The sequence below is a fragment of the Nocardia beijingensis NBRC 16342 genome (genome assembly GCF_001612785.1).
Lineage (GTDB): Bacteria > Actinomycetota > Actinomycetes > Mycobacteriales > Mycobacteriaceae > Nocardia > Nocardia beijingensis.
Genome location: NZ_BDBC01000045.1, coordinates 127,246 through 153,358 on the forward strand (window position 1 = coordinate 127,246; position 26,113 = coordinate 153,358).

General features: G+C 69.7%; 20 protein-coding genes and 1 pseudogene. 8 read left to right on the forward strand and 13 right to left on the reverse strand.

The features are described from left to right. Positions 1-149: 149 nt before the first annotated feature. Positions 150-665 carry a WKL family lipoprotein gene (locus NB3_RS24115; protein ID WP_067807765.1) on the forward strand — a complete coding sequence of 172 codons (516 nt, stop codon included), beginning with the start codon at positions 150-152 and terminating at the stop codon, positions 663-665. 41 nt (positions 666-706) lie between these two features. Here the strand turns inward: NB3_RS24115 and NB3_RS24120 are convergent, their stop codons facing one another. Then, entirely contained in the window at positions 707-1,540 is an 834-nt protein-coding gene (locus tag NB3_RS24120; protein ID WP_067807767.1) for a tRNA (adenine-N1)-methyltransferase, read from the reverse strand. Between the two features lie 76 nt (positions 1,541-1,616). On the opposite strand from NB3_RS24120, the gene NB3_RS24125 reads away from it, so the two are divergent. After that, positions 1,617-2,528, forward strand: coding sequence for a RecB family exonuclease (locus tag NB3_RS24125; protein ID WP_067807769.1), 912 nt, complete (start codon positions 1,617-1,619; stop codon positions 2,526-2,528). A 4-nt stretch (positions 2,529-2,532) separates the two neighbouring features. Here the strand turns inward: NB3_RS24125 and NB3_RS24130 are convergent, their stop codons facing one another. The 11 genes from NB3_RS24130 to metH form a co-directional block, all read right to left on the reverse strand. Beyond that, on the reverse strand, positions 2,533-2,760 hold the full coding sequence (locus tag NB3_RS24130) for a hypothetical protein (RefSeq protein WP_067807771.1): 228 nt from the start codon (positions 2,758-2,760) through the stop codon (positions 2,533-2,535). A 156-nt stretch (positions 2,761-2,916) separates the two neighbouring features. After that, positions 2,917-4,113, reverse strand: coding sequence for a YeiH family protein (locus NB3_RS24135; protein ID WP_084823615.1), 1,197 nt, complete (start codon positions 4,111-4,113; stop codon positions 2,917-2,919). Continuing rightward, positions 4,113-4,247: a hypothetical protein gene (locus tag NB3_RS36620; protein ID WP_267468030.1), complete on the reverse strand. Its 135-nt coding sequence runs from the start codon at positions 4,245-4,247 to the stop codon at positions 4,113-4,115. Before NB3_RS36620 ends, NB3_RS24135 begins: the two co-directional genes overlap by 1 nt. Positions 4,248-4,360: 113 nt before the next feature. Continuing rightward, the gene (gene hisG / locus NB3_RS24140; RefSeq protein ID WP_067807774.1) at positions 4,361-5,212 is read right to left on the reverse strand and encodes an ATP phosphoribosyltransferase; all 852 of its coding nucleotides are present in this window, start codon (positions 5,210-5,212) and stop codon (positions 4,361-4,363) included. Positions 5,213-5,254: 42 nt separating this feature from the next. Then, entirely contained in the window at positions 5,255-5,536 is a 282-nt protein-coding gene (locus NB3_RS24145; protein WP_174315390.1) for a phosphoribosyl-ATP diphosphatase, read from the reverse strand. A 101-nt stretch (positions 5,537-5,637) separates the two neighbouring features. Beyond that, a complete protein-coding gene (locus NB3_RS24150; RefSeq protein WP_067807777.1) occupies positions 5,638-7,452 on the reverse strand; it encodes a choline/carnitine O-acyltransferase in 1,815 nt (604 codons plus the stop codon). Then, positions 7,449-8,285, reverse strand: a complete 837-nt coding sequence (locus NB3_RS24155) for a class I SAM-dependent methyltransferase (RefSeq protein ID WP_067807780.1) — start codon at positions 8,283-8,285, stop codon at positions 7,449-7,451. Before NB3_RS24155 ends, NB3_RS24150 begins: the two co-directional genes overlap by 4 nt. Before the next feature lie 44 nt (positions 8,286-8,329). Continuing rightward, positions 8,330-9,193 carry a HalD/BesD family halogenase gene (locus tag NB3_RS24160; RefSeq protein ID WP_067807866.1) on the reverse strand — a complete coding sequence of 288 codons (864 nt, stop codon included), beginning with the start codon at positions 9,191-9,193 and terminating at the stop codon, positions 8,330-8,332. 148 nt (positions 9,194-9,341) lie between these two features. Next, complete coding sequence (locus NB3_RS24165) at positions 9,342-10,013, reverse strand: HAD family hydrolase (protein ID WP_371855933.1); 672 nt, start codon at positions 10,011-10,013, stop codon at positions 9,342-9,344. Between the two features lie 135 nt (positions 10,014-10,148). Further along, positions 10,149-11,960 (reverse strand): serine/threonine-protein kinase, encoded by a 1,812-nt coding sequence (locus tag NB3_RS24170; protein ID WP_067807783.1) that lies wholly within the window; start codon positions 11,958-11,960, stop codon positions 10,149-10,151. A gap of 732 nt (positions 11,961-12,692) precedes the next feature. After that, positions 12,693-16,289: a methionine synthase gene (metH, locus tag NB3_RS24175; RefSeq protein ID WP_157111983.1), complete on the reverse strand. Its 3,597-nt coding sequence runs from the start codon at positions 16,287-16,289 to the stop codon at positions 12,693-12,695. Between the two features lie 167 nt (positions 16,290-16,456). On the opposite strand from metH, the gene NB3_RS24180 reads away from it, so the two are divergent. Further along, entirely contained in the window at positions 16,457-17,341 is an 885-nt protein-coding gene (locus NB3_RS24180) for a PAC2 family protein (RefSeq protein WP_039798445.1), read from the forward strand. A 112-nt stretch (positions 17,342-17,453) separates the two neighbouring features. Continuing rightward, positions 17,454-20,045: an AMP-binding protein gene (locus NB3_RS24185; RefSeq protein WP_067807788.1), complete on the forward strand. Its 2,592-nt coding sequence runs from the start codon at positions 17,454-17,456 to the stop codon at positions 20,043-20,045. Here the strand turns inward: NB3_RS24185 and NB3_RS34470 are convergent. After that, positions 19,947-20,252, reverse strand: a complete 306-nt coding sequence (locus NB3_RS34470) for a hypothetical protein (protein WP_083887588.1) — start codon at positions 20,250-20,252, stop codon at positions 19,947-19,949. The genes NB3_RS24185 and NB3_RS34470 overlap by 99 nt on opposite strands. Positions 20,253-20,583: 331 nt before the next feature. Between NB3_RS34470 and NB3_RS24195 the strand changes: the two genes are divergently transcribed. From NB3_RS24195 to NB3_RS24210, 4 genes and pseudogenes are all read left to right on the forward strand, one after another. After that, positions 20,584-21,723, forward strand: a complete 1,140-nt coding sequence (locus NB3_RS24195; protein WP_067807876.1) for an NsdA family TPR-like regulatory protein — start codon at positions 20,584-20,586, stop codon at positions 21,721-21,723. A gap of 107 nt (positions 21,724-21,830) precedes the next feature. Next, positions 21,831-23,522: a TIGR02677 family protein gene (locus NB3_RS24200; RefSeq protein ID WP_244892052.1), complete on the forward strand. Its 1,692-nt coding sequence runs from the start codon at positions 21,831-21,833 to the stop codon at positions 23,520-23,522. Then, positions 23,522-24,931: a TIGR02678 family protein gene (locus tag NB3_RS24205; protein WP_067807794.1), complete on the forward strand. Its 1,410-nt coding sequence runs from the start codon at positions 23,522-23,524 to the stop codon at positions 24,929-24,931. The genes NB3_RS24200 and NB3_RS24205 overlap by 1 nt, the downstream gene beginning before the upstream one ends. A gap of 3 nt (positions 24,932-24,934) precedes the next feature. Beyond that, positions 24,935-26,113 (forward strand): annotated as a pseudogene (locus NB3_RS24210) (endonuclease); the annotation flags it as partial.

Sequence of the window (26,113 nt, forward strand, 5' to 3'; positions counted from 1 at the left end):
ACGCTACCGGGCGCGACCCGTTCTCGCTTTCCGACATGGTTTCGTGGTGATCACATCTGGGCCGCGATCGGCGGCCGGACCACCATGTTAGCCTCCCCTAACCCGACCATGGCGAGCGTGCTCGCCGCCGAGCCGAAAGGTTGCCGACCATGCTCCTTCCCGCGAGAACCTTGCGTCTTTCCCTTGTCACCGCCGCGGCGGCGGTGGCCATCTCCGGCGCGGTGGCGGCGTGCGGCTCCGACGACGACTCCACCAGCGCGGCGAGCTCGGCCACCACCAGCGCCGCCGCGTCGGGTACCCACGATCACTCCGCTCATGCGACCGGTGCGCCGACCGCGGAGACCTTGCAGGCCGTGCTGGTGAAGCTCGCCGATCCGACTGTACCCACCGCGGAGAAGGCCACACTGATCGTCGGTGGTGAGAAGCGCACGGCGAACATCGACCAGATGAACAAGGGCCTGCAGGGTTACGCGCTCACCTTCGCCGTCGCCGACATCACCACCCAGGGCAACACCGCGAACGCGCAGGTGACCATCACCTCCCCGCACGGCTCGGCGCCCGCCGTGCCGCTGAGCTGGGAAAACGTCGACGGCACCTGGAAGCTGTCGGACGCGAGCGGCTGCCTGCTGCTCGGCTTCGCGCAGGCGCCCTGCGTCCCGGCCTGAGCCGGGCCCGGCGGCCACGCACTTCGCCCGCCCGGCCGCGCTCAGCCCTTCGACGGCCTGCGCTGCGGCTTGGGCGTGACGGTGCCCTCGGCCAGCCTGCGGGCGCTGACCAGGAAGGCGGTGTGGCCCTGCATGCGATGTTCCGGCCGCACCGCGAGCCCGACCACGTGCCACGGCCGCACCAGCGACTCCCAGGAGCGTGGCTCGGTCCAGCACTCCTGCTCGCGCAGCGCTTCGACCACCTTCGACAGCTGGGTGACGGTGGCGACGTAGACGATCAGCACGCCGCCGGGCACCAGCGCCTTGGACACCGCCGGTAGCGCGTCCCACGGCGCGAGCATATCCAGCACGGCGCGATCGACCGGCTCCCCGGTGTAGTCGGCCACGTCGCCCACGGTCAGCGACCAGTTCGCCGGCCGCTCGCCGAAGAACGTCTCGACGTTGCGGATCGCGTGCTCGGCGTGATCGTCGCGGATCTCGTAGGACACCACCTGCCCCTGCGGACCAACCGCCCGCAGCAGCGAGCAGGTCAGCGCACCGGATCCGGCGCCCGCTTCCAGCACGCGCGCGCCGGGGAACATGTCGCCCTCGTGCACGATCTGCGCGGCGTCCTTCGGATAGATGACCGCCGCGCCGCGCGGCATGGACAGCACGTAGTCGATCAGCAGCGGGCGCAGCGCGAGGTAGGGCGTGCCGTTGGTGGAATGCACCACGCTGCCCTCGTCGGCGCCGATCAGGCTGTCGTGCTTGATCCCGCCGCGATGGGTGTGGAATTCCTTGCCCGGCTCCAGGACCACCGTGTACAGGCGCCCTTTGGCATCGGTCAGCTGCACCCGGTCACCGATGGTGAATGGCCCGGTCCGTCTGGCCGTCATGAATCTCCGTCTCGCTCGTTGGGTTCCGTGCTGTCCGGCACCCGGGGTGTCGGTGCCGCCGGATAGCCTGCCAGGTATGTGCTCGCCCGTGTCCACGCCCCCTGCCGACGACGCGCGGGCCTCCCAGCCCGATGCGGCGGCTCCCCGCGCCCGGCCCGCGCTCTCGCCCTCCCGGGCAATGGATTTCAAGCAGTGTCCGCTGAAATACCGCTTCCGCGCGATCGATCGGATACCGGAGCGGCCGTCGGTGCACGCGGTGCGCGGCACGGTGGTGCACGCGGTGCTGGAGGATCTCTACGGGCTGCCCGCGGCCGAGCGGGTGCTCCAGCGCGCCGAGGCCCTGGTGCCGCCGGCGTGGGCGCGGGTGCACGCGCAACAGCCGGAGGTGGCGGAACTGATCGCCGCGGGGCAACTCGACGCGTTCCTCGACGAGGTGCGCGCGCTGGTGCGGCGCTACTACCGGCTGGAGGACCCGACCCGGTTCGATCCGGAATCGCGCGAAGCGCGGGTCGAGGTGGAACTCGCCGACGGCGCGCCGCTGCGCGGGTTCGTCGACCGGATCGACATCGCGCCGAGCGGCGCCCTGCGGGTGGTGGACTACAAGACCGGCCGCGTCCCCGGGCCGACGCAGGAGACCAAGGCGCTGTTCCAGCTGAAGTTCTACGCGCTGGTGGTGCTGCGCACGCGCGGTCTCGTGCCCGCCCAGCTACGGCTGATCTACCTGGCCGACGAGCAGATCCTCACCTACGCCCCCGAGGAGCAGGAGTTGCTGCGCTTCGAGCGCACGCTCTCGGCGCTGTGGGCGGCCATCCTCGAGGCGGGCCGCACCGGGGACTTCCAGCCGAACACGAGCTGGTTGTGCTCGTACTGCGACTACAAGCCACTGTGCCCGGCGTTCGGCGGCACGCCACCGCCCTACCCCGGCTGGCCGCGCGATGGCGTCACCGAATCCCCGGACGAGACCCTGGCCGAAGCCGTCTCGGACTGACGTCCTAGTGGCCCAGCGCGGCCATCAGGAAGTCCAACGACGTCCCGCGCTCGCCCAGCAGGAGGACCGCCCCGATCAGCACCGCGACCAGGACCGCGTCACCCGCGACGATCAACAGATCACGGATGCGCCGCCACGCCGGGCCGCGCTCGGGGACATCACCGGCCATCGAGGTACTCGCCCGTCGGCCCGGCTCCGCCGCGGCCTTCTCGTCGTCGATCCTGTCCGGCACGCTCGACAGTCTCCCTGATGAGCCCGGTCGTTTCGAGCCGACCCGCGAATCCGGCCGGTGAACATTTCCCGAACGGCGGGCCGCCCGATCCCGCAGTCCGAGAGCGAGCGGCACCGCGTGCCCTGGTTTCGGTTGCGTACCCATGGGAGCCGGATCTCAGGCGGTGAAATTGTGGAACAGCAGCACCGAGAGCCCGAGGCCAACCGCGAGATTCACCACCGCGGCCGAACCGAACACCACGACCGGCCGCCAGCCCGCTTCCCGCAGTCCGCGCAGCGAGAACTCCAGGCCGATGGAGACGAACGCGAAGATCAGGAACCAGGTGCGCAGATCGTTGACGATCGCGATGTGCGCCGCGCCGGACTTCTTGTCCACCGCCTGCAGGTACAGCGTGCCGATGATCGAGGCGGCGATGAAGCCGAGCACGAACTTCGGAAACCGCTCCCAGAACTGGCGCGGCGACGGCCGCACCGCACCGGGCGTCCGCTCGACGCGCAGGGTGAAGTACGCGGTCAGCGCGATGGCGACCACGCCGATCAGCGCGTTCTGCGTGGTCTTGACGATCGTCGCGATCTGCAGCGCCTTCTCCCCCGCGATCGCGCCCGAGGCCGCGACCGCCGCCGTGGTGTCGATATTGCCGCCGATCCAGGCGCCCGCGACCTCATCCGACAGCCCGAACACCCCCGCCAGCCAGGGCAGCAGGAAGATCGACGGCAGCGCGAAGACGATCACCAGCGAGGCCGCGTAGGCGATCTGCTCACGCCGCGCCTGCACCGCGCCCGCCGCGGCGATGGCCGCGCTGACACCGCAGATCGACACCGCCGAGGACAGCAGCGCGCGCAGCTTGTCGTCCAGCCCGAGACGTCCGCCCAGCCACCAGGTGAAGCCGAACACGGTCGTGATCAGCAGCAGCGCTTGCAGGATCGACGGGCCCGCCGCGGTGACCAGAACTTTCAGGTTGATCGATGCGCCGAGCAGCACCACACCGGTCTTGATGAAGAATTCGGTGCGGAAGCCCGCCGAGAGCCGGTCCCGCAGTGCGAGTTTGCTCAGCACGACATTGCCGAGCAGGCCGAGGGCGATGGCGTACACCGGGAATTCGATCGACTTGGCGACCCGCTGGAACGGGGTGTCCACCGACCACCGCGGGACGTGTGTCTCGAAGTAGCGGGTGAGCGCGCCCAGCACGACGACGACCGCGACACCGGCGGCGATGGCCGCGACGGTCGGCCGCGACGTCGCCTGCACCGCCTCGGTCTCCGACGACGGGAGCCCGGACGGCGCGTCGGGCGCGGATCCGTTGTCCGCCAGTGTCTCCGGTTCCTTCGCCGCTCCGGCGCCGAGCTCGGCCATCACGGCACCAGCCAATCCGGAATCGCGCCGAGCAGGACCAGCGCGATCAAGACCAGTCCGGCGATCGCCGCCAGCCAGTCCTCGTTCCAGGTGAATGTGCTGCCCGACTGCTCCTCGGGTGGTGACTGTGACACGGGTGCTCCTTGCGTTTCCTCATCGAGAGGCCGCACGGTAGCAACACCCGGTCACAGCGCACACCGATTGCGCTCAGCCTGAACGGATCAGGCGTTTCGGATGAATCCGGCGTTCAGAATGCCCGGCAGGAGCGGATGTCCGTGGCCAGGATGGCTTTCGCGCCCAGATCGGCCAGCTTGTCCATCAGCTCGTTGCTCTGCTTGCGCGGAACCAGCGCGCGCACCGCGACCCACCCGGTGTCGGCCAGCGGCGCCACGGTCGGCGACTCCAGCCCGGGTGTGATGACGAACGCCTCGTCGAGCAGGTCCTTCGGGCAGTCGTAGTCGAGCATGACGTACTGCTGGGCGAACACCACGCCCTGGATCCTGGCGACGAGCTGATTGCGCGCCCGGTCGCTGCGATCGGCGTCCGCGCGCTCGACCAGCACGCCCTCGGAGTCGCACAGCGATTCACCGAACGCGACCAGGTTGTGCTGGCGCAGCGTGCGCCCGGAGCCGACCACGTCGGCGATGGCGTCGGCGACGCCGAGCTGGATGGAGATCTCCACCGCGCCGTCGAGGCGGATCACCTCGGCCTCGATGCCGCGACGGCGCAGATCGTCGAGCACCAGGTTCGGGTAGGAGGTGGCGATGCGCTTGTCGTTCAGGTCGTCGACCTTCCACTCCCGCCCGGCCGGGGCGGCGTAGCGGAAGGTGGAGCGGCCGAAGCCGAGGGCGAGCCGTTCCTGCACCGGCGCGCCGGAATCGAGGGCGAGGTCACGTCCGGTGATGCCGAGATCCAGTTCGCCGGAACCGACGTAGATCGCGATGTCTTTGGGCCGCAGGAAGAAGAACTCGACCTGATTGGCCGGGTCGAGCACGGTGAGGTCGCGCGAATCGGTGCGCTTGCGGTAACCCGCCTCCGAGAGGATCGAGACGGCGGATTCGGACAGGGCGCCTTTGTTGGGGACTGCGACGCGCAGCATGAAAAGAGTCCTTTCGGGAGGAGAAACGGGGTGGGACGGCCGTCACAGATGTCGGTACACGTCCTCGAGCTTCAGCCCGCGACCCACCATCAGCACCTGCACCCAATACAGCAGCTGGGAGATCTCCTCGGCGAGCGACTCGTCGCTCTCGTGTTCGGCGGCCAGCCACACCTCGCCGGCCTCCTCGAGCACCTTCTTACCCTGGGTATGCACGCCTGCGTCCAGCGCGGCAACGGTTCCGGACCCCTCGGGGCGGTTGACCGCACGATCCTGCAGCTCGGCGAACAGGGATTCGAAGTTCTTCACGATGAGCCATTGTTTCAGACCCGGATGCGGGCCCGTTGCTCCGGCCCACGATGGCCGGTGAAGGCGACCGCCCGGTTCGCCCGCCCCTGATCGGGCCGGGCGAACCGGGCGGAGAACCGCTAGTTTCCGGCGAGCAGCGCCTGCAGGTCGGCGACCGCCGTGCGGAGATGGTCGGCGAACGCGTACATCTGGTCGGCGACCGGCTTCGGGGTGGCGAGGTAGAGGTTCCAGCGGTCCGGCAGCAGGACGTAGGCGATGCCGATGCACCGGGGGCTGGTGGAGCCGAAACCGAAGTAACGGATGTTGACCGACGGCGCCGAGCTGGTGCTCAGGTAGTCGTCCCGCATGATCGTCCAGCCGGGGCTGTCGTAGAGCGGGATCGGGTCGGTGACGCCCAGTTCCGCGCCGCGGCGGCGCTGGATCCACTGCAACTCCCACAGGTGCTGCTCGGGCGCGTCCCCGGCCTGGCACTGCTTGGCCCGCTCCACGTGCGCCGCCGCGGCCGTGCGCGCCGCGGCGAGCTTAGCCTCGGTGCTCGCGTCCTGGTCCTGCATGGTGTCGACGAAGGCGATCATCTCCGGGGTGACCACCCGCATGGCCTCGGTGCGGCCGCTGCGGTACTGCCTGGTCGCGATCGACTCGTAGGTCGCGCCGGTGATCCCCTTGCTGCGCCGATGGGCCAACTGGTAGCTCAGCTGCGCGAACGCGTCCGGCGAGATGCCCAGCTGCTTGGCCTTGGCGGTGCCGAAATCCTCGAACGACACCGTCTGGGTGGCGTTCGCCGCGGCGTACTGGGCGAAGGCCGCGCCCGCCGCGGCGATGTCGCCGCGCTGCGCCTCGTCCAGCACGAAATCGATCGGCTCCACCGCGGGCAGCCCCTGCGCCTGCGCGCCGGAGTGTTCGGCGTGCTCCTGCACCGGGGTTTCCAGCAGGGTGTCCACGAACGACAGGATGGTCGTGCCGTCGAGCCCGCAGTGCTCGACATTGATGCCCGCCTGTCCGTCGGCGAAGACGATGAAGGACACCGATTTGTCGAACCACCGGTTGGCACTGTCGCCGTGCAGCAGCTCATCGCAGGCGTGCAGCTCGTCGCGCGGAGCGAAGTCCTCCAGGCAGACGGCGAACAGCGCGGTCTCGATGGTGTCCAGCGCCGCTGCGTTCACCGGCTCGGCCAGCAGCCGCTGCCTGCTCTGCGCCCATTCCGCGCGGGCCTTGGTGGTGAGATGCCCGACCGCGGTGTCGGTGCGGGCCGGTCGGGCGCCCGCCTTCAGCACCGCGCGCAGCCCGTCGGCGAGATCCTCCGGCGAATACGGGGCTCCGTCCGGGCCGATCACGTCCATCCGGAAGGTGCTGCCGTGGAAGAACACCACGATGTGCCGGGCCTGCGAGGGGCCGGGCCATTCCGCGCTGTAGGGCACGCGCACCGTGTCCTGCTCCACGCCGGGAATCCTGGTCTCGGAGAACAGGTACTTGTTCTGCCACATGGACAGCTGCTGCCCGCGCTGGGTCACCGGCGGGACGGCCTCCCGGTCGAGCGCCAGCTTGTAGTCGACGGCGGCGGAGATGATGCCCGCCGCGCGGTCCACCTGGGTCGCGGCGGTGGAGGCGGCCAGTGGGGTGTCGTCCCGGAACAGGAAGAAGAAGTTCGCGTTCAGGGCGATCCGGTCACGCCTGCCCAGATACCGCGACGGCCAGAACAGGTCGAGCCAGCTGCCGACGCCGGGCGTCGCGTCGTACTCCGCGAGCGCCGCGTGCAGCGTGCGGCCGGGCCCGTCGGGCCGCAACAGGTCGTCGACCGCCGCGCGGGTGGCGGCGATCTCGTCGGCGGTCAGCAGCGGCTCGCACCACTGCAGGAACCGGCCACAGCTGTCCTCCAGCGTCGGCAGGGGCACCCGGGGAAGGTGGTCGTCGGCGGCGAAGGTGCGTTCGGTCAATGCGAGTCCTCGGTGTCGGCGTGATGTTTCGGCAGCGGCCTGGAGACGTACAGATTGGCATACAGCCAGCCCTGGTCTTCCCGGCCGGTCGTGTCGATCCCGTTGGCGGACAGGGTGTTCAGCACCTGCGCCTGTTCGGCCGCTGAGGCGAACCTGCGTTGCTCGTACAACCCCGGCGCCTGCTCGGTCCGGTAGCCGAGCGCGGCGAGTTCCGCCTCGATCGGTGCGAAGTCGAACATGCGCAGTACGAAGTGTGCCATCCACGGCCGCCTGCGCGGGTGCGCGGTGGCCACTCGGGTCAGAGTCTTCTCCGTGATGTAGCCGACGCAGCCGGTGGAGACGACCAGATCGGCGGTCGCCAGCAGGGCGCGCTGCTCGTCGTCCGGTTCGCCGGACTCCAGGTCGGCGTGCACCACGTCGTGCAGGAGCCCGGCCTCGCGCGCGTATTCGAGCGCCGGGCGCGCGGCGTCCATGCCGATGAAGCGGACGTCGTCGGCCTCGGCCCGCGCCGCGACGCGGGCTCGGTCACGCCGGATCAGATCGGCCCGGTCGGCGTCCGCGGCGGCGTAGTGCTCGGCCAGCTCGCCGATCGTGGTGTCGAGCCGCAGCAGCGCGGCGTTCACGCCGTAGGAGCACCCGAGATCGAGCACGGTCGGCACGGCGACCCGGGCGGAGGCGCGGAATTCCCGGATCTGCTGCTGGAAGAACGGTTTGGCCAGTTCCGGAATGCGGTAGTCCAGTTCGGACATGCGCGCGTAGTAGGCGCGCGGATCGGGGCGGACGTAGATATCGTCGAAAGACGCTTTCCCGGTGGTATCTAACGGCACTGGCACTGTCGGTCCTCTCGGGTCGAGCTCGGTCAGTCGAGCCGTTCGGCTCAGTCGAGCAGTCGATCGCCCCGGACGGCGTCGGCCGCGGCGGCTAGGTGGTCGGGTAGCACGCGGCCGAACAACTGCCGGGTGCGTTCCACCGTGCCGACCATCCCGGGACGATCGGTGTAGGCGAAAATGGCCGAATGGCGCTGGCGCGCACCGCCGACGGGTGAGACGCGGTGCAACGAGAAGCGACCCTGGAACAGCTGCAGGTCGCCCGGACGCAGTTCGAGCCGCTGGACGAAACGTTCGCCGGTGCCGGTGAGCACGGCGCGGACGTCGTCGAGATGTTCCGCCTCGGGTGTGCGGATGTTGGGGCAGTACTCGAAGACGCCACCGTCCTCGGCGGGCTGGGTGAGCATCGAGACGGTGAATTCGTTGGTGTCGAAATGCCAGGGATGCGACATTCCCGGCGCGACGACGTTGAGGCACAGTCCCGCCAGCGGATCGGCGAACTCGTGCAGTTCGGACAGGCCGAAGCAGTCGGCCACGAAGCGCTGGAACAGCTCGTCGGTGTAGAGCCGGTGGATCAGCGCGTCGGCGGGAATGCGGTCGCGGGGGACGAAGGCGTTTCCCCGCTCCAGCACGATCCGGCCGGGATGGTCCTCCGGCAGGTCGGCGTCCAGCGGGATGTTGTAGGCGTTGACCCGCTCGACCTCGTAGTGCGCGTGCGGGGCCATCAGCTCGCCCTGCGCACGCAGCGTGTCGGTCAGTTCGGGACGGATGAAACCACGCAGCACGGTGCAACCGGTCTCGGCCAGTTCCGCGCGGGCGCGCCGAACCGCTTCCCGAAGCGCGGGTCCTTCCGGGTCCGCCAGGGGATACCGTGCGGTATCAATGATCTCGTCGAGGACGCCCAACGCTGCCATGGCGTCATTTTGGTGGAGCGCTCGCCGACACGCCCGGGATTCGGCGAGATTGCCGGTGATCACGGTCACACCTATCATCTGCGCGCACACCCGTTGCGGCACAGTAACTCTCGACGAACTCATGGTGCGGCGCGAGCACCATGGCGACTCAACCCCGCACGCGCAGCGCGTGTTCGAGGTCCGCGACGGTCAGTCCGATCAGCGAATCCCGGAAGACCCGCCTCGGCGCGTCCGGCACGGGGATCTCACACGGGACGACCAGCACGGCGCAACCCGCCGCCTGGGCCGCACGCGCCCCGGTCGGTGAATCCTCCACCGCCACACACTGTTTCGGATCGAGCCCGAGCAGTTCGGCGGCGCGCAGGTAGACATCCGGTTCCGGCTTGCCGTGCGTCACTTCGTCGCCGCAGACCGAGACGTCGAAGAAGTCACGGCCCAGCGTGTCCAGACCGAACTCCGTGAGCGACCGCTTGGTATTGGTGACGAGCGCGCTGGACAACCCCGCGGCACGCACCATGGCGAGCGCGTCCTTCGCGCCCGGCCGCCACGGGATGGGCCCGGTCATCAATTCGGTCACCCGCCGCTCCAGGAACTCCCCCGCCGCCCGCAGCGAATCGGGGGTCGGCTCGATGCCGAGACCGGTGAACATGATCCGCAGCGCGTTCGGGCCCGACGCCCCGATCAGCGCGTGCCGGATCGCGTCGGTCATCTCGTGGCCGTGCTCGCGCGCCAGTTCCCGCACCGCGACGTCCCAGAGCTTCTCCGAGTCGAGCAGCGTGCCGTCCATGTCCCAGAGCACTCCGGCCAGTCGCGCTGTCACGTTTTCGGTCCTTCTCCTAGTTCATGTCCACGGTGATGGGCACGGCTGGGCTTCGGCCGCCGCAGCGGCCGCACGAACGTACCGAACCCTGCCGTCGGAGGCAGGCCACCGACCGGCCTCCCTCGACCTCACCCCTCAGGTGCCGGATGCGGCGATCTGCAGTTTCGCACTGTCGCCGACGACCTCGATCCAGCGGTTCTCGGAGGTCGTCGTGCCGTTCTTCAGGGTATAGGTCAGCGCCACCACCGCCCGGTTCGCACCGTTCTGCGTGACCGACCCCACTCGCACCGACCGAATCGTGCCCCAGAAGTTCACGTAGGAGTCGTAACCGGTCTGCGCCTGATATCCGGGTGCCAGCTGGGTCCACGCGCCGGACACGTTGCCGGGCAGCATGCCGTAGTAGCCCTGGATGAACGAGGCGATCCGGTCGGAGGTCGGTGCGGACGGGGTGGTCGTCGCGGTGGCGGTCGGGCCGGTCGTGGTCGGGGCCGGGCTCGAGGTGGTGGGCTGCGGCGTGCTGCTGGGCGGCGGCGGGGTGGTGGTGGGGTTCGGGGCGGGGGGCGTCGTCGGCGCCGGAGGGGTGGCCCCAGGGGCGGGCGGCAACGGTGGGACACCTGCGGAGGTGGGCGCGAGCCCGGAGGGGGGCGCCGGGGTGGCCGAAGCCTGCGCGGGGGTTTGGGCGGGAGCTTGTGCCGGGGCCTGTCGCGGCTGCGGCCCGGCCGCGTCGGCCGGTGACGGAGCGTTCTCGGGGGCCACGGCGGCCGGAGGCACGACCGAGGACGTCGGCGTGGCGTCACCCTCGCCGTCCGCCCTGGTCAGCGTCGCGATGACGGCGACAAGAATCAGCACCGCCACCACCGCGGCGGCTTCCACGGCGACCAGCCGGCCGCGCTGCCGTCCGCGCAGGACGCCCGGCAACGTCGCCACCACCCCGGCCGCGCGCTTCGGCGCCGACGGCGGCGTAACACCTTGCGGCGCAGTCGAACCCGGCACGACGGCGGTGACCCCGGTGCCGTCCGGCCGCTCCGGAGAAACGGCGGCGGCCCGGTTCGGCAGGACGGTCGTCGCGGCGGCGGCCGTTCCCGGCGCGGCAATCACCTTCGTCACCGCCGCGGGCACCTGGGGATCCCGGCCCGCCGCAACGGCTTCGAGTGCCTCTTTCGCCTCGCGCATGGTCGGACGGTCGGCGACCGCGGGGGCGAGCAGGTACATCAGCACCGGCCCCAACGCGCCAGCGGCCTCCGGCGCCCGGATCTCGGCCTGCGCGACCGCGTGCAGCAGGGCGAGCGGGTTGTCCCCCTCGCCGAACGGCGGAGTGCCCTGCACCGCCGCGTACAGCGTCGAACCGAGCGCGAAGACGTCCGAAGCCGGTTCCGGGTCCTCGCCGCGGGCGACCTCGGGCGACAAGTAGGCCGGTGTCCCGGCGAGGAAGCCGGTGGCCGTGACCGTCACGTCGCCGACCGCGCGGGAGATGCCGAAATCGGTGATCTTGACCGTACCGTCGTCGGCGACCAGCAGGTTCGCCGGCTTCACGTCCCGGTGCATGATCCCCGCGTCGTGCGCGGCGGCCAAGGCGCCGGCCGCCTGCGCGCCGATCCGCGCGACCTCGAGCGGCGGCAGCGTGCGACCGCCCGACAGTCTGGTCGCCAGGCTCGGCGCGTCCATGTACTCCATGACCAGCCAGGGCTGGCCGTCGTCCTCGGCCACGTCGAACACGGTGATGGCGTTCGGGTGGTGCAGCCGCGCGGCGATGCGCCCCTCCCGCATGGCGCGCCGTTTCGCCTCCAGCGCAGCCGATCCGGTGAGTCCGGGACCGAGGAGCACCTGTTTGACCGCGACGGTGCGCTGCAGCCGGACGTCGGTGGCCCGCCAGACCACACCCATGGCGCCGGTGCCGATCGGATCCGTGAGCCGGTACCGTCCCGCGATCAATCGATCCGCCGTCATGGTGGTGTGCCTCTCCTACGTGCGCGCCTAGCCTTTTCGCACTCCACGCGCAAGCCAGGAGGGACTCCGAAAGCGTACGCGCCGAGGTGCTTTGCACCACTGAGCAGTGACGCGAACGCATCCGCCGACTGCCCCGGATGCAGTTACAACGCCTTCGACAATGGCACATCCACCCGACAGACATCCACCTCCCCGCGCGGGCACGGGCGATCGCGCAGGTCAGCGCCGCGCGCCCGCCAACGATGACGCGCCGACGAGCGCCTCGATCAGCGCGTGACGCGACATCCGGCCAGGTAGCCAAGGCCCTTGACGTGAGAGCATTTCGCTATGACCGGCTGCGCGAACGGACCACGACACCCCATCGCGCACAGCGGGTCGTCGGCGTGGCGGCCACCGACCCGAGGGCAGCGCCGAGCCGCCATGAGACGAGGCGAACCAGTGATGCGCGCTCACCCGCTCCGTCCGATGACCGGCAGAGCAAGATCGGCTTCCGAGACCGGTCGCCGAACGACCGCCGCACGCGGCCTGATCACCCAGTGGGTGGTGAACCGATGGCGACCCGACTGGCCGAGCGTGGAGTGCCGGTTGATTCGGGCGTGCGTGCTCGAGACGGGACCGTGGTCATCCAAGACCAGCCGAACAGCCCGGGTGAGAATTCCGAGCCGACCGCGCAAGAACCGACGACAGTGCGGCGCCGAGGCCGTCCGGGCGTCGGCGCCGCACTGCGAGCGCTTACGCGTTGAAGTACTTCGCCTCCGGATGCAGCAGGACGAAGGCGTCCGTCGACTGCTCCGGATGCAGCTGCAGCTCCTCGGAGAGCACCACGCCGATGCGGTCGGCCTCGAGCAGATCGACCAGTTTGGCGCGGTCCTCCAACTCCGGGCAGGCGCCGTAGCCGAAGGAGTACCGTGCGCCGCGATAGCCGAGCTTGAAGTACTCCTGCACGTCCGCCGGGTCGGAGTCGGCGACCGCGTGGCCGTCGAGGACGAGTTCCTCACGGATGCGGCGGTGCCAGTACTCGGCGAGCGCCTCGGTGAGCTGGACGCCGATGCCGTGCACCTCGAGGTAATCGCGGTAGCTGTCGCCCGCGAACAGTTCGTTGGCGAAGTCGGCGATCGGCTGACCCATCGTGACCAGCTGGAACGGCAGGACGTCCACCTGGCCGGTCGCTCGGGCGTGCTCCCGCGAACGGATGAAGTCGGCGATGCACAGGAACCGGTCGCGCTGCTGACGCGGGAAGGTGAAGCGGTGGCGTTCCGGGGCATCGGGTTCCGGCTCGGTGAGCACGATGACGTCATCGCCCTCGGACACCGCGGGGAAGTAGCCGTACACCACCGCGGCATGCTGTAACACGCCCTCGGTGCTCAACCGGTCCAGCCAGGCGCGCAGCCGCGGCCTGCCCTCGGTCTCCACCAATTCCTCGTAGCCGGGTCCGTCGCCGCCGCGCTGCCCACGCAGGCCCCACTGCCCCAGGAACAGCGCCCGCTCGTCCAGCAGGCCCGAATACTCGTGCACCGCAAGGCCCTTCACCACGCGGGTGCCCCAGAACGGCGGCACCGGCACGGGCAGGTCGGCCGCGACGTCGGAGCGCTCCGGCACCACGACGGGCGCCTCGGCCGCACGGCGTTCCGCGGCGATCCGCTTGGAACGCTCGTGGCGCGCTTTGCGCTCGGCGGCCTTCTCCCGCTCGGCGATGGCCTCGGGGCTGTCCGGGTCGAGGTCGCCGCCGCGCTTGCGGGTCATGATGTCGTCCATCAGCCGCAGGCCCTCGAACGCGTCGCGCGCGTAGTGCACGTCGCCCTCGTAGACGTCGGCCAAGTCGTTCTCCACGTAGGAGCGGGTGAGCGCCGCACCACCCAGCAGCACCGGGAACTGCTCGGCGACGCCCTTGGCGTTGAGTTCCTCGAGGTTCTCCTTCATCACCACGGTCGACTTGACCAGCAGGCCGGACATGCCGATGACGTCGGCCTTCTTGTCCACCGCCGCGTCCAGGATGGTGCCGATCGGCTGTTTGATGCCGAGGTTGACCACCTCGTAGCCGTTATTCGACAGGATGATGTCGACCAGGTTCTTGCCGATGTCGTGCACGTCGCCCTTCACGGTGGCCAGCACGATGCGGCCCTTGCCGCTGTCGTCGGTGGCCTCCATGTGCGGCTCCAGATACGCGACGGCGGCCTTCATCACCTCGGCGGACTGCAACACGAACGGCAGCTGCATCTGGCCGGACCCGAACAGCTCGCCGACCGTCTTCATCCCGGCGAGCAGGGTCTCGTTGATGATCTGCAGCGGTGGGACCTCGGCCATGGCCGCATCCAGGTCGGCTTCCATTCCGGCGCGTTCACCGTCGACGATGCGCCGCTCCAGCCGCTCGAACAGCGGGAGCGCGGCCAGTTCCTCCGCACGCGAGGCCTTCGACGAGGAGGTGGACACGCCTTCGAACAGCGCCATCAGTTTCTGCAGCGGGTCGTAACCCTCCGCGCGGCGGTCGTACACCAGATCCAGCGCGACCTCCCGCTGCTCCTCCGGAATGCGGCTGATCGGCAGGATCTTGGAGGCGTGCACGATCGCGGAATCCAGACCGGCCTGGACGCATTCGTGCATGAACACCGAGTTGAGCACCTGGCGGGCGGCCGGATTGAGGCCGAAGGAGATATTGGACAGACCCAAGGTGGTCTGCACCCGTGGATGACGGCGCTTGAGCTCGCGGATGGCCTCGATCGTCTCCAGCCCGTCGCGGCGCGACTCCTCCTGGCCGGTGCCGAGGGTGAAGGTGAGCGTGTCGATGATGATGTCGCTCTCCGACAGCCCCCAGTTGCCGGTGATGTCGGCGATCAACCGCTCGGCGATCTCCACCTTCTTCGCCGCGGTGCGGGCCTGGCCCTCCTCGTCGATGGTCAGCGCGACCACGGCCGCGCCGTGCTCGGCCACCAGGCGCATGGTCTGCTGGAAACGCGAATCGGGACCGGCGCCGTCCTCGTAGTTCACCGAGTTGACCGCGCAGCGTCCGCCCAGGTGTTCCAGCCCGGCCCGCAGCACCGGGGTCTCGGTGGAGTCGAGCATGATCGGCAACGTCGAGGCGGTTGCCAGCCTGCTCGCCAGCTCCGCCATGTCGCGGGTGCCGTCGCGGCCGACGTAGTCGACGCACAGGTCGAGCATGTGCGCCCCGTCGCGGGTCTGATCCTTGGCGATGTCCAGGCACTTCTGCCAGTCCCCTGCGAGCATGGCGTCGCGGAACGCCTTGGAGCCGTTGGCGTTGGTGCGTTCGCCGATCATCAGCACCGAGGCGTCCTGCTCGAACGGCACCGCGGTGTACATGCTCGACACGCTCGGCTCGTGCACCGGGGCGCGCCGCTCGGCGATCGGCGGCAGGGTCGGCTCGACCTCGCGCACCGCGGCGGTGACCTGGCGGATGTGCTCGGGCGTGGTCCCGCAGCAGCCGCCGACCAGGGCGAGGCCGAACTCGGTGACGAACCCGCGCAGCGCGACCGCCAGTTCCTCGGGGGTGAGCGGGTAGACCGCCCCGTCGGCGCCGAGCACCGGCAGCCCGGCGTTCGGCATCACCGAGACCGGCACCTGCGCGTGCCGCGACAGGTGCCGCAGGTGTTCGCTCATCTCGTCGGGGCCGGTCGCGCAGTTCAGGCCGATCATGTCGATGCCGAGCGGTTCCAGCGCGGTCAGCGCCGCGCCGATCTCGCTGCCGACCAGCATCGTGCCGGTGGTCTCCACCGTGACGTGGGTGATGATCGGGATCCGGCGGCCCAGCTTCGCCATCGCGCGCTTGCTGCCGGTCACCGCCGCCTTGACCTGCAGCAGGTCCTGGCAGGTCTCGATGAGGATGGCGTCGGCGCCGCCGTCGAGCATGCCGAGAGCGGCCTCGGTGTAGGCGTCGCGCAGCGCGGCGAACGGGGCGTGACCGAGCGTGGGCAGCTTGGTGCCCGGCCCCATCGAGCCGAGCACATACCGTGGCGTACCGTCGGGGGACGGCCCCATCTCGTCGGCGACCTCGCGAGCCAGCCGGGTGCCCCCCTCGGAGAGGTCGCGGATCCGGTCGGCGATGTCGTAGTCGGCGAGATTGGGCAGGTTGCAGCCGAAAGTATTGGTCTCGACCGCGTCGGCGCCCGCTTCGAAATAGGCACGGTGGATGCCGCGCAGCACGTCGGGACGGGTGTCGTTGAGGATCTCGTTACAGCCCTCCAACCCGCGGAAATCGTCCAGGGTCAGATCGGCCGCTTGCAGCATGGTGCCCATCGCACCGTCGCCGATGACGACACGGCGGCGCAGCGTGTCGAGTAGCGTGGTGTCGAACTCGGCGGGGATGGACGCAGACATGCGCTCCAGCGTAGTGGGCGGGGCCGACGATCCAGGCCACGGCGTCGAGCCTCGGTGTTCTGGACCACACGCGCCGCATGGCGCCGCCCTGTCCGCGCGCGGAAACACGCCACCCGGTCCGGCCGTCATACGACACGCCATTTCGCCGCACGCCGTAGGCTGACCGAGTGAACGCCAGTGAAACTCCCGATCCGGAACTGCCGACGTTGCGGGATCCGGTACTGGTCGCCGCCTTCGAGGGGTGGAACGACGCCGGTGACGCGGCCAGCGGCGCCGTCGAGCATCTGGAACTGATCTGGGACGCCGAGCCGTTGGCCGAGCTCGACTCCGAGGATTACTACGACTATCAGGTCAACCGGCCGACGGTGCGTCAGGTGGACGGTGTGACCAGGGAAATCCAGTGGCCGTCGACGATGCTGTCGGTCTGCTCGCCCCCCGGCAGCGACCGCGACGTGGTGCTGCTGCGCGGCATCGAACCGAATATGCGCTGGCGCAGCTTCTGCGGCGACCTGCTGGAGTTCATCGAGCAGCTCGGGGTGCAGACCGTGGTCATTCTCGGAGCGCTGCTCGCGGACACTCCGCACACCCGCCCGGTGCCGGTGACCGGCTCGGCCTACAGCAAGGAGGCGGCCGAGCGGTTCAACCTGGAACAGACCCGGTACGAGGGTCCGACCGGGATCACCGGCGTGCTGCAGGACCAGTGCGTGAAGGCGGGGGTCCCGGCGGTGTCGTTCTGGGCCGCCGTCCCGCACTATGTCTCCCAGCCGCCCAATCCGAAGGCGACGATCGCGCTGCTGCACCGGGTCGAGGACGTGCTCGACATCGAGGTGCCGCTGGGCGAGCTGCCCAAGCAGGCCGAGGACTGGGAGACCGCGGTGAACGAGATGACCGTGGGTGACGAGGAGATCAGCGAGTACGTCCGCTCGCTGGAGGAGCGTGGCGACGCCGCGGTCGACGTGAACGAGGCGATGGCCAAGATCGATGGCGATGCCATCGCGGCGGAATTCGAGAAGTACCTGCGCAGACGGGGTCCGGGCAGCTTCGGCCTCTGACCGGTTGCGCGGCGGCGCGTTCGGCGCTGCCCGCCGGTGGGCGCAGGGTTCACCGGAAGTTCGCCGGGGGGCCACCTTCGGGTCGGAACGACCGCCTCCTACACTTTCGCCGGTGACCGCCCATCCGATCGTCGAGCGTCTGCGCACCTTCGACGAGCGGATCGCCGTCCAGTGCCCCGACCGCGCGGGCGCGGACGGCGGCGCCGGAGCCTCAGCCCTCCGGCAGGTGACCTACGCTCGGCTTGCGTCGCTCGTCGAGGCTTTCGCGAACGAGCTCGGCCCGGCCCGCCGCCTCGTCGCGCTCGCCGCGCGCAACGATCTCGCCTCGCTCGTCGCCTACCTCGGAGCGCTCGACGCCGGATGCGTCGTCTTGCTGACCGAGCGGATCACTGCGGGGTTGCGGGAGACCTACGACCCGGACGTGCTGATCGAGGACGGGCGCGTCCAGGTGGTCCGGGAGCACTCGGCGCATCGCCTGCATCCGGATCTCGCGCTGCTGCTGAGCACCTCGGGGTCCACCGGCTCGCCCAAGCTGGTCCGGCTCTCGGCGACGAACCTGCGCGCCAACGCGGCGGCCGTCGCCGAGTACCTGGCCATCGGCCCGGACGATTGCGCGGCCACCACCCTGCCGATGTTCTACTGCTACGGGCTGTCGGTGGTGCACAGCCACCTGTGGCGTGGGGCGAGCCTCATGCTCACCGACCAGTCGGTATTGGACAGCCAGTTCTGGCAGGCCTTCCGGAACTGTCGCGCAACGTCGTTCGCCGCGGTTCCCTACACCATCGATCTGCTCGACCGCATCGGTTTCGCCCGCATGGACCTGCCCCACCTGCGCTGTGTCACCCAGGCCGGTGGGCGGCTCGCGCCCGAACGGGTACGGGAGTACGCCGCGCTCGGCCGGGAACGCGGCTGGCAGTTCGTCGTCATGTACGGCCAGACCGAGGCCACCGCGCGAATGGCCTATCTGCCCGCTCATCTGGCGAGCGCGCACCCCGACTGCATCGGAATACCGATTCCGGGCGGCGAATTCACCCTCGAGCCGCTCGACGGAGCCGACAACGGGGACGAACCGCGCGAACTGGTCTATCGCGGCGCCAATGTGATGATGGGGTACGCGAAGTCCGCCGCCGACCTCGCTCTCGGCCGCACGGTCGATGCCCTGCGCACCGGCGACCTGGCCCGGCGCACCCCCGAGGGCTTGTATCAGGTCGTCGGCAGGCGTAGCCGGTTCGCCAAGATCTTCGGATTGCGCATCGATCTGGAGCGTCTCGAATCCGGACTCGCGAAAGCCGGTTTCACGGCGTGCTGCACCGACGACGACGCCCACCTCGTCGTCGCCGTGGAGACCTCCCGGTCCGATCCGACCGAACTCGCCGCCCGGCTGTCCGGACTGCCCGCCGCCGCCATCCGGGTCCACTCGGTCGAACGGATCCCACGGCTACCGAACGGCAAACCTGACTATCCCGCTATCCGCCGACTGGCCGAATCCGCCCCGCCGGTGCGCGACATCCGCACCCTCTACGCCACGACGCTCGGCATGGATCCCGCGCGGATCCACCCGGACAGCACCTTCGTCGACCTCGGCGGGAACTCGCTCACCTACGTCACCACCGCGGCGCGCCTCGAGCGGGCGCTCGGCCGACTGCCCACCGACTGGCCGAACACCTCCGTAGCGGAATTGGCACGGATACCAGAGGGGCGCAGGCGTTTCGGGCGCGCGCTCGACACCGGGACGCTGCTGCGCGCGATCGGCATCGTGCTCATCGTGAGCTCGCACGCCGGAGTGTTCGTGCTCTGGGGCGCGGCGCACGTGCTGCTGGGCGTGGCCGGCTTCAACTTCGCGCGGTTCGGCGTCACCGCCGCGCCGCCCGCCGAACGATTGCGTCACACCATGCGCGCCGTGGGGTACATCGCGGTGCCCACGGCGGTCTGGGTCGCGCTGACATTGACCCGCACCGACTACTACGGCTGGCAGAATGTCCTGTTACTGAACAAGATTCTCGGCCCGCACGACAGCGCCACCGCAGGGCACCTGTGGTTTCTCGAGGTGCTCGTGTATTTCATGCTGGCGGCCGGGTTGCTGATCCGGATTCCCGTGGTGGACCGGTGGCAACGAGCCGAGCCGTTCTGGTTCGCGATGGCGCTGGTCGCGCTGAGCCTCGTCTTTCGATACCAGGCGTTCGGTCTGTATTCGGCGAAGGATGTTCCGTTCTCTCCGCTGGCGGTGTGGCTCTTCGCGCTCGGCTGGGCGGCGGCGAAGGCGACGTCGATGTGGCAGCGGATGGCGGTCAGTGCCGTCGTACTGATCACGGTGCCCGGATATTTCGGCGTCCCCGAACGGGAACGTTTGGTCATGGTGGGTTTGCTCGCACTGGTGTGGTTGTCCGCGGTCCGCGTCCCCGCCGTCGTCGCCGTCTGCGCGGCGGTGCTGGCCGACGGCTCGCTGTTCGTCTATCTGCTGCACTGGCAGGTATACCCGCTGTTCGAACAGCACCGGTTCGCGGGGCTGCTCGCTTCCCTGGCAGCGGGTGTACTCGTCACCGGCGCGGTGACCGGGCTGCGACGCTGGGGGTCGGTGCGGTACCGGACGATTCGGTCGCGACGGTCAGCTCTCCACGGTCCACACCCGCGCCGCCGCCTCCTGAGCCAGTTTGGCGATCAGGATGTCGCGCGGAATCGTCTGACCGGCAAAGTGATCGAGTGAGGGAACCACGACATGGTGCGCGTCCGCGCGCTTGAGTTCCGCCGTGAGCTCGGCGAAAGCCGTCCCGTCACCGCCGGTCGATTCATGGAACGTTGCGGCGAAGCACAGCCCTTCCTCCCGGGCGAGGCTGCTCATCGCGGCCTCGAGCTCTTTGCTATGGCCGTCGGCCAGATCGTCACGCAAGTATCCATAGATCAACGCTTCCACCCGAACCTCCGTTGGATTGGGATCGCTGTTCTCTTATGTGGATCCACCCGTTTTACGGGGTATTTGCGCTTCGTGCAAGAGCAGATGTACTTGCAACTGCTCTTACAGGAGGGGCTGGCAAACTTCTAGCGCCAGTTCAAGCATGCACAACGCGGGCCGGCGAAAGTAGCTGGCAACACACGGACATCTACCTGCCCTCTTCGGGCCACCAAGCGTTAACTGGTGCGATACTACAGACGTGGCCGCTACCGACGATCGACCCGTCTGGGCAGTCCGAATGCGTTCCGAGCGTGACGCGAGGGGGTGGTCGCAAGCCGACGCTGTTCGCGTGATGCGTGGAAAGTCTTCGCACAACCTGCCGACCGACAGTACTCTCCTACGCAACTGGCGCCGTTGGGAATCGGGCGAATCGCGCCCCGACGACTTCTACGCGCCCATCATCGCCGCCACCTTCGACACGGTGACCGCGGCGTTCTTTCCCAAGGTCAGACCAAACAGGGACGACGAATTGCTCTCGGCGACCGGCATGGACACCCTCGAGTTCATCGGACGCCTCCGCATGTCCGATGTGTCCTCGGTGACCCTGGAGGCCATCCGCATCACCGCCGAACGCCTGTGCTGCGAATACTCCTACGCCGACCCGCACGACCTGCACACCGAGGGCACCGCGTGGCTGCGCAGGATCACCTCGTTGCTGGACGGTCGCCTGACCCTGGCCCAGCATCGCGAGATCCTCGTGCTCGCCGGATGGGTCGCGCTGCTGGTCGGCTGCGTCGACTACGACCTCGGCCGGCGCACCGCCGCGGAGGCGACCCGCCGCGCCGCCCAGTCGCTGGCGCAGGAAGCGGAGAACATCGAGATCGCCGCATGGGCAGCGGAAATGACCGCGTGGTTCGCGCTGACCCAGGGCAACTACCGCGGTGTCATCGAGGCCGTTCAGCCGACGCTGGAAGTAAGCCAGCACCTGCGCGTCGGTGTCCAGCTCGCCGCCCAGCGCGCCAAAGCGTGGGCGAGGCTGGGTAATCCGCGCGAGGTGGAAGCGGCGCTCGACGAGGGCCGAGCTATCTTGGAGCGACTCGATCATCCGGCGAATCTGGACAACCATTTCGTCATCGACGCGAACAAGTTCGACTTCTACGCGATGGACTGCTGCCGGGTCGCGGGCGAGGATCGGCTCGCCGAAACCTACGCGCGCGAAGTGATCCGCAACGCCACCCGCCCCGACGGCAGCCTGCGCAATCCGATGCGGGTCTCCGAGGCGCATCTGACCCTGGCCGTGGTCGCGGTGCGCGACCGTGACCTGGAACTCGCGGTCACCGAGGGCATGCGCGCGTTCGCGGGTGGCAGGCGGTCGGTGCCCTCGCTGATGTGGATCGCGGGGGAGGTCGCGCGCGAGATCATCGAGCGGTTCCCGGGCGACCCGCGTACCCGCGCTTACCTGGATCAGTTGCGTTCGTTGTCCGTCGAGTGAGCCGACCTGCGCCGCGGTCGCGGCGAACGGTGACGAACCGGACGCGGCCACGCCGAACTCCGGAACGTCGTGCGGGCGGCGATCGGCCCGCTACTACCCTGTTCCCGGTGACCGACTCCGATGACGGCTGGGCCGACGCCCACTGGGACGACCGGCTGCGGCTGTTCTCCTTCGCCACCGCCGAGCGGCGCGCCGATTACCTCCGGGTGCTGCGCGCGTTCGACGGCGCGCGGGCGGCGTACGTGGTGCTGCTGCACGCGGACGACGTCGCGGAGTGGATCGAACGCATCGGGAACACGCCACACCCGTCCGAACCGGCTGGCACAAACCAAACGGTCGCGAAGACGGGGGCGGATTCGCAGCGGTCGGGTACCCGTCCACCCGAGCGCGAGCCGGAAACCGCTGCGCCGGACCGGCCCCCGGCCGCTCCCGGCCGGACCGCGGCGACGGCGCTGACCGCCGCCGAGATCGGCCCGCTGCTCGACCAGCTGCACCAATGGGGCGTGCTGGAGCGCAGTTACGACGGAACCCGCGCCGCGACGCTGGCCGAATACCGCAATCGGCATTACGTGTACCAGTTCTCCCAGGCCGGTTTCCAGGCCTACCAGGCAGTCGCCGGTGTGCTCAGCGCCCGGCTCGACGAAGCCTCGTTGTCGCGCCTGGTGCTGCCGGAGCTGCTGGCCGATCTGCACACCCTTGCCGAGGTCAACCGGGCGGGCGACGCCGAGCGCGTCTATCGCACGCTGCGCCGTCTCGACACCGCGCTGTCCGACCTGGCCGCCCGTGCCGCGCACTTCTATCTCGGGCTCGGCGACCTGGTCCGCACCACCGAGATCACGCCGGAATCGTTTCTCGCGCACAAGGACGCGTTGCTGGCGCACATGCGGGAGTTCAGCCTCGACCTGGCCCGGTTCACCCCGCGGCTGGCCGCCGCGATCCTCGAGATCGAGGAGACCGGCGTCGAGGACCTGATCGTCCGCGCCGCGCGCTGCGACGAGCGGGTGTTGCTGAGCGTCGAGGAACGCCGGTCGGATTGGCAGGCCAGGTGGGACGGACTGCGGACCTGGTTCGTGGCCTCCGCCGGCGGTGAACAGGCGGGGACGACGGAAGCCGAACGGCTGCGCGAGGCCACCATGAGCGCCATCGCCGCGGTGCTGTCGTTGCTGCGGCGGGTCACCGAGACGCGCAGGGGCGGGGTGAGCCGGGAGTCAGCGCTGCGTCATCTGGCCGGCTGGTTCACCGCGGCGCCGACTGTGGACAGCGCCCACGCGCTGTTCGACGCGGTGTTCGGACTCGGCAAACCGCGGCACCTGGCGATGGAGCACCCCGACGCCGACGTCATCCCGGCGATTCGATCTTGGTGGGACGCACCGCCGTTGGAGATCTCGCGCACGCTCGCCGAGACCGGACGCCCGCCCTCGGCCGGCGCGCCCGCCCGCATCCACCGCAACGACGCGGGTATCCGGCGTCTGCGCGAGGCGCAGCTGGACGCGCAGCGGGCCCGCGCCGAGGCCGCCAGGTCACTGGCCTCCGGCGACGTGCACGAACGAGTGCTCGACGACCGGGAGACCGAAGTGCTGCTGCGGCTGCTGGACGCCGCGTCCACCGCCTGGGTTCCGGTGCGGGGCCGGGTGGCCGGCACCACCGGCTCCGACAGCGGCGTCACCTTGACGGTGTCCGAGCACGACGGCCCGACCGTCGTGCGCACCACCCGTGGGCTGCTGCGGTTGAACAACCGGTCGCTGAAGATCGAGCAGACGACCGGGGCGCGGCCCCGCCCGCGCGGGGAGCACGGCTGATGCACGCACGCAGCATCGATGCGCTCACCCTGGACAATTATCAGCGCGCCGCCCGGGTGGTCCTGGCCAATCACCTGGTGACGCGCACCTATCCGGACCGGATCGCCCTGCCGCTGATCCGGCGCTGGGCCACCGAGTTGCGTGAGGACCTCGCCGAATTGTTCGGCTACCGGCTCGAAGTCACCGAGACCACCGCACGGGTCTTCCCGGTCATCGACCGCCTGGACGCGGGCAGGCCCGCGCGCACACCCGCCGAGCGCGTCTTCGACCGCCGCCGCTACGCCTACCTCGCCCTCGCGCTGGCCGCGCTGGGGCGCGCCGGGGATCAGATCACGTTGTCCGAGCTGGCCGAGCAGGTCGCCGCCTACGCGAACCGGGTGGACGGACTGGAACTCGCCACCGACCGGGCCGCCGACCGCGACGCGTTCGTCGACGCGGTCGGCTGGCTGACCGTGCGCGGCGCGCTCACCCTGGCCGACGGCGACGCGGGCGGCTGGGCCAGCGATCCGGAGGCGGGCGAGGCGCTCTACGACATCGACCGGCCGGTGGTCTTCGCGTTGTTCCGGCCGCCGCGCGCGCTGCAACATCTGCACGGTGTGCGCGGATTGCTCACCGAAGAGCCCATGGTGACCGGCGTTTCCGCGCACGCGACGACCACCGCCGAGATCGCGCGCCGGGTGCGCAGGGCGCTGGTCGAACAACCGGTGGTGTACGCCGACGATCTCGCACCGGAGGAGCGTCCCGTGCTCGCTCAGGAGCGGATCGTCGCGGAAGTCGAACTGTTCACCGGGCTGCGCGCCGAACGCCGGGCGGAGGGCGTGGCGCTGATCGACACCTCGGGGCGGCTGTCGGACATCCGCTTTCCGGGGACCGGGACGCTCGCACAGGTCGCCTTGCTGCTTGCCGGTGAGATCGCCGACCGCGTGCTCGACATCGATCACCCCGTGCCGCGCCGCCGCGCCGCCCCGGACACGGATGCGGAACTCGCCGACCAACTCGACGAAGCCATCCCCGAGTCCACGCTGTTCGTTCCGCTCGCCGAGCCGGACTCGACCCGCCCTGAACCGGACCCGGCGACGGACGACCGGACAGATCCGGCTGTCCCATCCGGCTATCCGCTGATCGACCGGGCATGGCTGAATGAAACGGTGCGGGCGCTGGCCGATCGCTACGGCACGACGTTCGCCGCGCAATGGCAGGCCGACGTTGCGCGTCTCACCACCGAGGTGGTGGCACTGCTGGAGCGGCTGCGGCTGGTCCGGGTGGTGGAGGACGGACTGCTCGTGCTGCCCGCCCTTGCCCGTTACCGTGGCGCGGTCGTCACGGTCCGCGCCAAGCGGGCCGCGGAACTGTTCGTCACCGCGGCCGACACCTACGGGCCCGGCGACGCCGGGACGGAAGGGAACTGACGAATGTCGCTCATTCACGGCGGAGTGCGGTTCACCCCGACCCGCGCCGGAATCGTCAACCTGTGGGACTACCGCGACCAGGAGTTCTGTTTCGCGGACGGCAGACTGGTGCTGCGCGGGCCGAACGGGTCGGGCAAGACCAAGGCGCTGGAGGTGCTGTTCCCCTTCGTGCTGGACGGACGGATCGAGCCGCGCAGGCTGAACCCGTTCGCCGGCGAGGAACGCACGATGAAGTCGAACCTGCTCTACCGCAAGCAGGACTCGGCCTACTCCTATGTCTGGATGGAGTTCGCGCGCGGTCGCTGGGAGGATCCCGAGGCGGTCACCGTCGGCATCGGCATGCGCGCCACCCGTTCCTCGGACAAGGTGACCCGCTGGTATTTCGTCGCCGACGGCCGGGTCGGGATCGACTTCTCCCTGATCGGCCCGGACGATCGCCCCTTCACCCGCAAGCAGCTGGCCGAGCAGATCGGCTCCGATTCGATCGTCGACCGGCCGGTGGACTATCGCAACGCGATCGACGCGCGCATGTTCGGCCTCGGAGCGCAGCGCTACGACCAACTGATCAATCTGATCCTCACGCTGCGCCGTCCGCAGCTGGCCAAGAACCTGGACCCGCGCGGTCTGTCGCAGGCGCTCACCGACGGCCTGCGCCCGCTCGACGAGCAACTGATCCTGGACGCCGCCCGCTCGTTCAGCGATATGGAGGAGGTCGGCCGCACCCTGGAGGGTCTGGTGCACGCGGACACCGCCACCAGGGCGTTCGTCGAGGTGTATCGCAAATACCTTGCCGTGCAAGCCAAGACGGACGTCGATCAGGTGCGGGCGCGGCTCGACGCGGTGACCCACGCGAGCACCGCGCTGTTCGCCGCCACCGCGCTGCGCGAGCGCAGGGAGACCGAGCGCGCCGCGGCCGAAGCCGGAGCCGAGGACGCCGACCGGGCCTACGAGCAGGCCATCGCCGATCGGGAAAACCTCCAGCGTTCCAGTGCCTACGAGGGCAAACAGCAGCTGGAGGATCTGGCGGACGCGGTGCGGCGCCTGGAGACCTCGGCCGGTGTGCACGCCGACAAGGCGCTCAAGTCCCGCCAGACCCTCGACCAGCGGACCCAGGAGGCCGAACGCGCTCGCCGTCGTCGTGCGGGACCAGGGCGTCGGGTTGCGGCCGGGCGAGGAGAAGCT